The following is an 11,652-nucleotide window of genomic DNA, read 5'->3' on the forward strand; positions in this document are numbered from 1 at the left end:
TATACTTGCTTATTCTCTCCCTATATCTAACTGTACTTGCAATCCATCATTGTCACTGTCTGACTGAGCCGGTGTTAAGAAAACTGAAGTGTCTGGCTGTGATAATGATTCGTTAAAGCGGATTTTGGCTGGAGTTTTATTATTTTCTCTTCTATTATTGTTGGAAAGACTTGCTGGATTAGTTTGCTCAAAAAAACTCCTAAAGTCATCTTGGGCTGTTTTCTTATCGATTCCAAGTAGAGAATCACCACTTAATCTATATTGTCCGGGATTTGAGTTTGATGCTGGTGATTGAGCGTAAACTTGGCTTCCTAAGCTTGCAAAGGCTGCCGTAATCCCTAAGAAAGCAATAATTTTGGCGTTCATTTGTTTTATCCAAATTATTTGAATATTGCTTGTCTATTATTCTCTGGGAAAAGTATTTTGATTAACTCTATTGTTAGATTCAACTATAATAATTGTATTGCGTATATACTTAGCGTGTCAATTATTTTGGCTGTTTTAGGTCTTAACAAGTTATAGCTTTGGCATTTATTGAGAAGTTAGGTTATCTGGTTAATTTTTTTAGCGATCGCACTTAAGTCCGTTGAGATATGCCAGGATGAAACCAGGGATGCCAACAGATACAACCGCATTCCCTTTTTTAGTCGTTTACTTTTATTATCAGTGTCACAGGATAGCGATCGCACTGGTCATACTGATTAAGTTTTTGCACTATTTTTCTTAAACTAGCACAGTATTAATTGAACAGCGATTGCACCTAAGTTCGTTGAGATATATTAATCACTCCACTAACGCAATGATACAAGCGATCGCTAATCAATATCATTCCTGTTCTAAATTCCGTAATTAACTTAAAAAACCTATATTCTACTCAGCGTTACAGATTTTGCAGAGTTCAGCATTACTTTCTCAATATATTGCGTGTGATATCTACGCTTTTTGAATTGAAACCAATTGCCGTTACTAAACATCGCCACTAACATCGCGCTTTAAGTTACTAAAATAACAAGTTTAGTTACCACCACTACAATTTTTGTTACAAACATGATTATTTTCGTTACAATATTACGAGTTTGTTACTAAAATAATGAGTATAGTTACTAACGCTACGATTTTTGTTACAAACATGATTATTTTCGTTACAATGTTACGAGTTTAGTTACCACCACTACAATTTTCGTTACAAACATCATATTTTTAGTGGATATTGCTGAGTCTATCGTTACATTAAACACCAATTTTGTGGATTTTACTCAACCAAATTTAAGCTGAAGTAAGGCAAGCTAGTTCTAGAACACAATATAAATAAGATAATTATGCCTCGTCAAAAGCGTACATATCGCGTTCTAGAAAAAGCTGAATTGAGAATGTCTGGACTCAAAGCAATTGATCCGAGTATGGATTTTGGGGATGCTCGCAACTTGCAAAATATCACACAAATAATTCAGCAGTATCGTAGCAAAATAGAAGCTTATAATACTACTCTGGCTTTGATTGACTCTTACAAAAATGAGATGAAGGATTTGGAAACAACTTTGAGCGACTTGACGGAAAAAATGCTCCTTGGAGTTGCTTTTAAATACGGCAAAGACAGCTATGAGTATCAGATGGCAGGTGGTGTTCGCAAAAGCGATCGCATCCGTAAAAGCACAGCAACACGCTTGAAAGCGACTTCAGAGGAAGTAAATACTAAGAGTGCCACAACTGTATAAAAACGCTTCAGACTTAAATCTGCACGTAAGAATTCAGGAGTCAGAATTCAGAGGTTGTTTGAAAAGTGGTTGGCTGTGATTTTAGGCACTTATTGATCCCCCCAACCCCCCCCTTAAAAAGGGGAGCGAAACCTTTCAAAGTCCCCCTTTTTTAAGGGGGATTTAGGGGGATCTAGAATGTTTTGTTACCAAGAAAAAGACTTTTCAAACATCCTCTCAGAAGCCAGAATCAATGAGACAGCTAGCCAAAACATTTCATAAGTAATTTTTTCGGCTGTGTATTTTACTTTAGTCATCAGAAACTTTACGTAACTCTATTGATGTAACTATAAGTAAAGTCGGTAAAATTCGTGAGGTTTAACAGATAAAAATTAACTAAGATTAGCTTTAAATAACAGTCAATATCTGTTAAACCAAACAAGTTTGTAATAATCGGTAATAACCGATAGATTGTTTATCAGCAAATATTGCTCAACATAACTTTATCCACTAATGAGCGACTTAAATAACCAAAGACTAAACCTCAAATTACCTCAGTTGCGTTTAGTTTCATATCTAGCAATTGGTTCTCTGATTTTTTATTTCAATTCCAATCTAGATTTAAATTACATAGTTAAAGGATATTTAGTCTTGATGGAATGTCAGCTATGTATAATCGTCATTTATTTTTTGACGGCAAAACTCACTAGCAAAATAGATAAATAATCAAAAAAAGGTCAAAAAGTTTGGTTATATTGTATGCCAATAGATATTTATTAGAGTTAATTAAGGAAGTAAACGTTATGAAGACTAAATCTACAGCAATTATACTTTGCTTTTTTGGTGGCTGGCTGGGAATTCACAAGTTTTATTTAGGACAAAATGTAGCAGGTATTTTGTACTTATTGTTTTTTTGGACTTGTATTCCATCTTTAATAGCCTTTGTTGAGTTCTTTATCTTACTTTTGATGTCAGATACCGAATTCAATACAAAGTATAATCAAGGCATAGCAAGCACAGGTGGAGCCGTATCTGCAAAAGATGCAACTAGTGCATTAGCTGATTTAAAAAATCTTTTTGATTCTGGGATAATTACCGCAGAAGAGTATGAAGAAAAGCGGCAAAAGCTTCTGAAATCTTTGTAAATTAAAATCATCGGTTGATTTACCGTGTCACAATCTAAATCTTGGTTTCAACAAACTCCTGCTTGGGTGTGGTTATCATTAATTCCGACATTGGGGGGATTTGCCATTGCCTATGCAGGTTATAAATCTAAGACTAAAAGTTGGATTGTTATAGGAATTAGCACCTCTATTTTAGCTTTAGCTTTATCGGCAAATGGTTTAGCGGTTGCTGTCTGGATGGCTCAAATTGGTGCTGCCTTCTATCTCAAGAAATCTTATTTAGTCAAAACCTATCCAAAGAATTTACCAATTCCTGAAAAACAAGAGCTAGCAAATTTAGTTGCAAGGACTCGTGATAAAATAGATATTAATGAATGCTCTAAACACGAATTAGTTAATTATTTAGGGCTGCCGATAGTTTATGCAAATAATATTGAATCATTGCTGAATGAGGGATATGTTTTTACTCATGCAGAAGAGTTAATAGAAATAGCCGGAGTTCCTGAAAAGCAAATAACTCGAATTACACCACTGATTACTTTTAGCTACAACTACAAAAAAGAAGCTGATTTTTCTTGGAAACGATTAAACACATATTCCACTGATGAATTAATTACCTGTGGATTAGATGGCGCGATCGCACAACAAATTGTTGCCGAAAGGCAGCAACGAGGTGAGTATAAATCATTGATTGATGTGAAGCAACGCACTGGATTACCGTTTAATACTTATCGTCACATCGCTTAGAGGATGTTTGAAAAGTCCTCTTCTCGGTAACAAAAAGTTTTAGATCCCCCTAAATCCCCCTTAAAAAGGGGGACTTTAATTCCAGTTCCCCCCCTTTTTAAGGGGGGTTAGGGGGGATCTAGAAGTACTTAAAATCATAGCCAAACACTTTTCAAACAACCTCTTAGACTCTCGATTATCCCGCCTTTTTCCAAGGAAGCTTGACAGTAAATCGACTACCTTTGCCTAACTGACTTTCGGCGTGGACAGTTCCACCATGCAACTCGACAATTTTTTGCACCATTACTAATCCTAAACCCGTGCCTGAAGAACGATGGTTAGAGGCAGTTTCAACTTGCACAAAAGGTTGAAATAATTTAAAAAGGTCATCAGAAAGCATCCCAATACCAGTATCTACCACACTGATAAAGATATATTCATTGGTAGAACTTGGCTGGGCTTCAATCCAGACTTCGCCTCCTTCTTTAGTAAACTTAATTGCATTAGTCAATAAGTTGATAAATACTTGGCGAATGCGGCGTTCATCGACTTGGATTGGTTCGAGTTCTTCAGGTATTTGTGCCCTCAGCCGGATATTTTTCTGGAAGGCTAAATCTTTGACAAAACTCAAGCAGAAGTCACATATTCCTTGAATTGAAGTAGCAGCTAATTGCAGTTCTATTTTGCTAGATTCGGTGTCAGTAACATCAAGGATTTGATTAATTAATTCTAATAGGTTCTTACCGCTAGATTCGAGCATATCTAGCGATTGGCGCTGTTCTTCACTTACAGGGCCGTACACTTGATCTTTGAGTGCCTCTGTGATTCCCAAAATTGAGTTTAAAGGATTCCTCAGATCGTGGTTGATGTTTACTAAAAAGGTTCTTCTAGCACGATTTGCGACTTCGGCGATTTCTTTAGCCTCACGTAGAGCGGATTCTGCGCGTTTGCGATCGCATACTTCTAAAGTTAGGGCGACAATTTCCGCAATTGAGCTAATGAAGTTTTGCTCACTCTGTTCCCATTTCCGGGGAATATCAACCTGTTCAAATAATATTGTTCCCACCATTTTCCCCCCAACCCAAAGACTGGTATCAATTAGGGATACAATATTATTTGGTTCAAGCAATTTATCACATAATTCTTGTACCCGTGGATCGGTACGAGTGTCAGAGACGGCAATGGTACGAGAAGCCACTAGAGTTTTAAAGTAGATTAAATAATCTGTAAGATTGCGTTCAAAACCTGCTGAATGTTTTTGATTGCTACGTTCATAGAGACTTATGCATTGTAGCTTGGTGCGCTCACTATTGAATAACCATACACTCACTCGCTCTACTTCTAAGACATTGGCTACTTTTTCTATGATAACTTTGAATGCGGTTTCTAAATTTCCTTCAAAAACCACTTTGTGATTTGCCAATTCTGTGAGTACTTGATGATGCTGCCCCAGTTTTTGTTCACTATTATAGCGTTCTTCAACTTCGTGCTGTAATTCTTGAGTTCGCTGCTTAACTTGCAGTTCTAAATCTTTATTTTTGCTAATCAGTGTAGTAAAGGTTTGGCGTAAATTTTGCGCCATTTCATTCAAAGCTTCACCCAGCACCTCTAGTTCTTGAATGCCTTGTAATTTCACCACTGAGTCTTCGCTGTTGGTAAAATCAGTTAAATCTTTTGTCGCCGTGCTGAAGTACAAAATTGGCACAGTAATCCACCGGGCGGTGACAATCCCCAATATAGTCGCTAGTCCCAACGCTCCCAAACAGAGAAAAATGGTAGTTTGAATGTTGCGATTAATTTGTCCCATAAAGTCTGCTTCTGGGACAGCTACGATTATCAACCAGTTGACATTTGGTTCGCCCTGTAAAGGTCTAACTTCTAAAAATTGTCGTTTGCCGTCAAAGGAAAAATCTAGTTGTTGTAAACTTTGAATTTGGTCAAAGTTATTAAATTTAGTTTTTAAGTATTGAGCAGTTGCTTTAGTCAAAGAATTGCCACTTTGGGAAGCTTTCAACCTAATGGGCTTACCATTTTGGAAGCGGAATGGTTCTTCGGTTGTAGAACTTGCAACTAATAGCCCCGATCGCTCCATAATAAAAATCTGCCCAGATTTGCCAACTTTGATGTTTTGTAGCAAATCCCCAATTTGTGATAAGTGAGTGAGAGTGCTGTTGACTCCGAGTAATTCCCCTTGGGAGTTATAGATGGGAAGAGAAGCACTAATTAAGAGTGTTGGTTCAGTGCGGGGTGTAAAAATCTGACTAAAGCTAAATTTTTTAGCGATAACTGCTGTGAGATAATCAGGAAGCGATCGCGCATCATAGTTTTTGATTACCTCTGGTAATTGAGTACGTTGACCTTGAGAGTCAATTCTGTAAGTGTAGAGGTCGTACCCAGTTGACTTATCGGCTTTTTTAAGTAAAGATTGGCGATCGTTGAGCTTCTCTACCGCTAAATATTCTTGCTGTTCATTGCTGGCAGTTATTGCCAACGCATCGGGAAAAATCTTTAATTGCTCTATTAAGTATGACTCCCAGGTTGCAAGATTTTCTATCTTCAGCAACCCCATGTTAATCACATTTTGATTACTGCGTAGTACCTGACGCGGCGTTGCTAAATAAGTCTGTAAATTCTGCTCAACTCGATTGCCAACTTCATGACGTAATTTGCTAGCTACCTCATTGACTGCCTTTTGCCCATTGCCGATTGATAAGTATGCAGTCAATCCCACAGCTAGCAAGATTTGCAGCAGAAACAACGCTACCAAAATGCGACTTAGAGGTACGCCTTTAAACAAAGAAAAAACATTACCTTGCCCAGTATTTTTATTCATTCGCCCACTTTCCCTTCCTGTCCTGTATTACTGAGTACAACACCTCTAGTTTGCTGTCCTGTGGGCTTATGCATAGTTTGTACTCGGTCGGGTCAAGTGCCAATATACCACTTCTGTTGACATCCTCCCCACCGTAAACGGTCGGGGATTCCAAAGATTACTCTTTGGGTTTCCTCTTTCCACGACTCGGCTTAGATTGAGGAGTTTCCCCACCAATGCAGAGGTCGTCCAGAGGCGTTAAGCGTTCCCGTGTGCCCCACGGTACGAAGTCCAAGTCCAAGTATGTTCCGAGCGGCGTTCCAGTCTCTGTCTAAAACAAACCCACAATGGTGACATTTATGAGTTCTTGTACATAATCAAGAAAAATCCGTCGTAGAACGACGGGGCTTTAGACCCAATTCTTTGGTAAAAGAACAAAACGTTACTTAACTGCACTGTAGATTTTACCAGCCAAAATATGACTAACGTCCATCACAAAGACAAAAAAGCGATAAATCGCTTTTTTGTCTTAATTATAAATATGAAAGAAATTGATGAAAAGCCGAATCAATTCGTAGCTAGTTCAGATTTATGAGTTATAACTGGTATTTTTGAATAAATCTAACTGTAGACAGATGAAATTTGAAGCGTTACTGTTATCAGAAGCGTGTTTTTTGGCGTTCAGACAATCTTCCAGTCTAGGCGCTCAAGAAAAGGAGTCAATCACTTAAAGATTGCTCCTAATTTTATTGCATTCTGCCCACAGCAACCCCCAAGACATAGGTTTTATCACTCATGCTCAACGTATCCACTCACAATTCTCAAGAAAATCAGCAATTAATTGACAATACTGACTGGAACGTTATTGAAACGGAGTTTAATCCGACGCAGTTACATCACAAAGAAACCGTCTTTACTCTTGGTAATGGGTTGTTAGGAGTGCGGGGTACATTTGAGGAAGGGTATCCACAGGATTTTCCAGGCGTACTCATCCACGGTGTTTATGATGATGTGACAATTGCTCACACCGAACTAGTCAACTGTCCCAACTGGCTGCCATTGGTGGTAAAAGTTGCAGGCGTTCGCTTTAGTATGGACAGTGGTGAAATTCTTAACTACGAACGTCGGCTCGATCTACGCTTAGGTTTAGTTAGCCGTGATGTACGCTGGCGTAGTCCTAGTGGTCATACCCTAGATTTTCACTTCGAGCGTTTCACCAGTTTAGCAGACCAACACGTTTTGGCGATTCGCGCTCAAATTACATCGGTAGACTTTGAGGGTGAAATTACCGTTGAAGCCGGATTTGATAGCGAACCATATACCCAAGGCGTTAAACATTGGCGAACCTTAAACCAAGGTGGCATAAATCAGATTATCTGGCTCAACAGTAAAACTCTCCACTCAAATATTCAACTTGGGATGGCAGCTAAGTTAGTGGTAGATGGTGACGAGACTGCACGCGTGAACGTCGAAAATGCTTCAAGTTCTCCCACTTTGACAACCACCTTAGAGTTATATCCCGGAAAAACGGTAACTGTAGAAAAGATTGTCACCCTGTTTACTTCACGAGAGACAGAAATCCCCATTGCTGCTGCTTTACAACGACTTGCTGATGAACCCAGATATACTACCCTATTGGCAGCTCACATTACTGCATGGGAGCAAGTGTGGCAAGACAGTGACATTATAATAGAAGGCGATCGCTTGGCTCAATTGAGCGTCCGTTACAATCTCTTCCAATTACTAGCGGTAACACCGCGTCACGATGACAGCGTGAGCATTCCTCCCAAAACCCTCTCCGGTTTTGCCTATAGCGGACATATCTTTTGGGATACAGAAATATTCATCCTGCCTTTCCTCACCTTAACTCAACCAGCCCTAGCGCGTAACTTGCTCACCTACCGCTACCACACCCTACCAGGAGCCAGACGCAAAGCTCAAGAAGCTGGTTATCAAGGAGCGATGTATGCTTGGGAAAGTGCCACTACTGGCGATGAAGTAACTCCGCGTTGGGTTCCGGCTCCCAACGGTGAATTAATCCGCATCTGGTGCGGTGACATTGAAGTGCATATCACCGCAGATATCGCTTATGCAATTTTGCACTACTGGCAGACTACCAACGATGACGACTGGATGCGTGATTATGGCGCGGAAATTATTCTTGATACAGCTGTGTTCTGGGAAAGTCGGGTGCAGTGGAACCAAGAGCGCCACAGTTATGACATCCTAGATGTAATTGGCCCCGATGAAAATCACGATCGCGTCGATAATAATGCCTTCACCAATCTCATGGTACAGTGGCATTTGCAGTCAGCTTTGGCACTGTGGGATTGGCTCAAACAAGCTTATCCTGAAACATCGGCACAACTAGTGCAAAAACTCAACTTAACCACAGAGCGTCTGCACCATTGGGCAGAAATCCAAGAGCGTCTATTTGTCAACGAAGATGCTCAAACTGGTTTAATTGAGCAATTTGAAGGCTTTTTCCAGCTAGAAGACGTTAACCTCGCTGATTACGAACCGCGTAGCAAATCTCTGCAAGGTTTGTTGGGAATTGAAGCCACCAGCCAAAAGCAGATTCTCAAACAGCCAGATGTATTGATGCTCTTGTATTTACTGCGCGATTGCTACGACTATAACACCCTCGCCACCAACTGGGACTATTACAACCAACGCACCGACCACAGTTTTGGTTCTTCATTAGGCCCAGCCATTAACGCTATCTTAGCTTGCGACCTCAATCAACCAACCGAAGCTTATACCCACTTTCTGCGATCGGCCTTGGTAGACTTAGAGGATGTGAGACTAAATGCAGCCGAAGGAATTCACGCTGCCAGTGCTGGAGGAGTATGGCAAGCGGTAGTTTTTGGATTTGGCGGCATTCGGATGACTCAATTTGGCCCCGTTGCCTGTCCCAACCTTCCACCTAACTGGACACGTTTGAAGTTTCGTCTGCAATGGCGTAACGAGTGGTATGACTTTGACTTACAAGCCAAAACAGAAGTCAAAGTTCCTGCCTTGGCAGATACACGCTCGAAAATTAGTGAGGTTATGTTCGACTTGGATGAAGTTTTAACCGATAACTAAGAGTTTACCTGCGATCGTCGTACCACTTCGTGGAAGCAAGCTACGCGCAGCGTCTCGAAGAGAAGACGTTGGCGCAGCGATCGCTTCCCCAAAAGAAACCTTTCCCTAGTTTTACTACGCAAAACCGCCCCTCTCCGACTCCCAGAGGGACAGACTTGAACTAAAGTTCAAGGCAGGGAGAGGTTCTTTTACCGAAGGAGTGCTGCTTCATTGATTTTTTCGCAGATATCTACCCAAGCTTTATCTCGTCTTCCTGCCACAATGGTGTTTAATGGGCGATCGGTAGCGTATGTTGCTTGATATTGTTCAATTGCTGTTGCCTTGTAGTTGCTAGCACGCAAAGGTATCCAAAGAATTTTGACTCCCTCTGCTTTCGCTGCTTCTAACAGAGGTGGTAACTCATTTTTACTAATAAAGCTTGACGCTAGGAAGTTTGGACTTACCAGCAATACTGCTACTTTTGCAGCTGCCAAAGCTGCCTTGATTTCATCTCGCCACACAGCACCAGGCTTGATTTTGGTATCATCCCAGAGGTTGAGATTTTGTTCTCTAATTAATGGTTCTAGATGAATTTTGAGGTCATCGAACCACTTTTTATCTTTGTGACTATAGCTAATGAAAACTAGATTTCTGGTTATGGGTTCAAACATGGGTATTTCCAAACTTGGTGGAGTTGGTAAAATATCGTCAATCAGTCTACGGACATCTACCATATCACCGCTATCTTGGCACTGGATTTGGTAGCGATTATTTTCCCGGAATTTGTACAACACGTCTTGGCTGTGAAAATAAGGCGTTTGACTATTCTTACAGCTTTCACAGTTGCAGGGAACAAGTGTTTGATATTTCAGGCGTTCGTAAGAATTATGGATTTTGTCTAGTTCATTGGTAATAACTACTAGCAGTTCTTTCTTGCGGTTTCCTGCGACACGGACTTTTATTTCTCGTTGATTGTAGTGTTCAATCACTTCAGCATGGCTTTGGTATTTACTGAGAACAACACCTGTTTTCCAAACTAGGGTTTGTTGTTCAATATCGGAGTGCATTTCGACTATAAAGCGGGTGAGAATACCTTTCGGCATGAAGTCATATTTATAACGCAGGATTAGGTTATTGGATTCATCCCAATTGAAATCAGGTTGGTTGACAGAGAGTAATTGAGGTGCAATATAAGTGCCGGGACTACTAGGAATTTCATAGCACAGTTTAAATTTCATCATTAACCGCAATAGTTCTGGTCGCATATCGGCATATTTGTCTTCATGCCAAATGTTTTCTAAATCATTGCGCTCAAATTGACCCAGTTTTTTAATGACTTGGGGATTATCTAAGACTTTGTAAACGGCATCTGTACCCCAAATGGGCTTGAGAATCACGGTTTTTCTTAGCAAATCATCATCTTGAAAGTGAAGGCATACACCTAAATCATGCAGATAGCCACTGAGTTGGAGTTTGTCCTCCTGTTTAGTAAAACCATGTTTTTGACAGATGTTTAGATATTCTTGCAAGCTAATATATTCGTGAGGATTACATTCTAAAGCTTCTCGCACATTAACCCAGGTTTTAGGAAGTTCTATTCCTACATGAGGTAGGTTAGCAATATAATGCTTAATTTTATTTAATATTTCTGGCAGACCGCGATCAGTCGCCAGGTTTGTAGTAAGTGTTTCCTTAAAATTAGTGAATTCGCGCCGTAACTCCCGCTCGTTTATTTCTCGTTTGCGCTCCTGCTTTTCATTTTTGACGATTAACAAAGGACTATTACCGCTCAACAACTCAACCACATTTAACCAGTAGTAAAAATCTGTGTCTTCTTTGCGAGTATCAGCAACCAAGACATAAAGAGAGCGTTTTGTGAGGAAAAATTGATGGGTAGCATGGTAAATTTCTTGACCACCAAAGTCCCAAATATTGACCTGAAATTCTCTGTTATTATTGTCAAGCAAGAACTTCCATTGAATAACATCAATGCCTTCGGTGGTATTTTCATCTTGTTGTAACGTATATTGATTGTCTTGAATTTTTTTGGCTAGCGTAGTTTTACCTGCACCTCCTTCTCCCACAATGATTAATTTAGCTTCATAAAGGCGATCAGTTTCTTGTTCTAGTTGTTGCCTGTAGAAGTTCAGAATTGCTCTAACCCCATTTTCTCGGATTTCCGGTGGCAGACTGCTCAGTTGATTACTGCCCAGGTCGAGGGTTTGCAGGT

Annotated in this window: 8 protein-coding genes and 1 pseudogene; 5 read left to right on the top strand and 4 right to left on the bottom strand. The window is 40.0% G+C overall.

Going from position 1 to position 11,652, the window contains the following annotated elements; all coding sequences use genetic code 11:
• Positions 1 to 9 precede the first annotated feature (9 nt).
• The gene (locus RMX69_RS24565) at positions 10 to 366 is read right to left on the bottom strand and encodes a hypothetical protein (RefSeq protein ID WP_322638997.1); all 357 of its coding nucleotides are present in this window, start codon (positions 364 to 366) and stop codon (positions 10 to 12) included.
• A gap of 953 nt (positions 367 to 1,319) precedes the next feature.
• On the opposite strand from RMX69_RS24565, the gene RMX69_RS24570 reads away from it, so the two are divergent.
• The 3 genes from RMX69_RS24570 to RMX69_RS24580 all read left to right on the top strand — a co-directional run bounded on the left by RMX69_RS24570 (position 1,320) and on the right by RMX69_RS24580 (position 3,565).
• Positions 1,320 to 1,715: a hypothetical protein gene (locus RMX69_RS24570; protein ID WP_289795572.1), complete on the top strand. Its 396-nt coding sequence runs from the start codon at positions 1,320 to 1,322 to the stop codon at positions 1,713 to 1,715.
• 782 nt (positions 1,716 to 2,497) lie between these two features.
• Positions 2,498 to 2,839: an NINE protein gene (locus RMX69_RS24575; protein WP_289795573.1), complete on the top strand. Its 342-nt coding sequence runs from the start codon at positions 2,498 to 2,500 to the stop codon at positions 2,837 to 2,839.
• A gap of 24 nt (positions 2,840 to 2,863) precedes the next feature.
• The gene (locus tag RMX69_RS24580; protein ID WP_322638998.1) at positions 2,864 to 3,565 is read left to right on the top strand and encodes a helix-hairpin-helix domain-containing protein; all 702 of its coding nucleotides are present in this window, start codon (positions 2,864 to 2,866) and stop codon (positions 3,563 to 3,565) included.
• Positions 3,566 to 3,740: 175 nt separating this feature from the next.
• On the opposite strand, the gene RMX69_RS24585 is transcribed toward RMX69_RS24580, so the two are convergent.
• Both RMX69_RS24585 and RMX69_RS24590 read right to left on the bottom strand, forming a co-directional pair.
• A complete protein-coding gene (locus tag RMX69_RS24585) occupies positions 3,741 to 6,377 on the bottom strand; it encodes an ATP-binding protein (protein ID WP_322638999.1) in 2,637 nt (878 codons plus the stop codon).
• Positions 6,378 to 6,534: 157 nt separating this feature from the next.
• Positions 6,535 to 6,733: pseudogene (locus RMX69_RS24590) on the bottom strand (zinc ribbon domain-containing protein); the annotation flags it as partial.
• A gap of 418 nt (positions 6,734 to 7,151) precedes the next feature.
• Between RMX69_RS24590 and RMX69_RS24595 the strand changes: the two are divergent.
• A complete protein-coding gene (locus RMX69_RS24595) occupies positions 7,152 to 9,443 on the top strand; it encodes a glycoside hydrolase family 65 protein (protein ID WP_322639000.1) in 2,292 nt (763 codons plus the stop codon).
• A gap of 29 nt (positions 9,444 to 9,472) precedes the next feature.
• Positions 9,473 to 9,607, top strand: a complete 135-nt coding sequence (locus RMX69_RS24600; protein WP_322639001.1) for a hypothetical protein — start codon at positions 9,473 to 9,475, stop codon at positions 9,605 to 9,607.
• Between the two features lie 24 nt (positions 9,608 to 9,631).
• Here RMX69_RS24600 and RMX69_RS24605 read toward each other — a convergent pair.
• The coding region (locus RMX69_RS24605; RefSeq protein WP_322639002.1) for a COR domain-containing protein at positions 9,632 to 11,652 on the bottom strand (2,021 nt) is incomplete at its 5' end.

The sequence above is a fragment of the Nostoc sp. EspVER01 genome (assembly GCF_034530635.1).
Lineage (GTDB): Bacteria > Cyanobacteriota > Cyanobacteriia > Cyanobacteriales > Nostocaceae > Nostoc.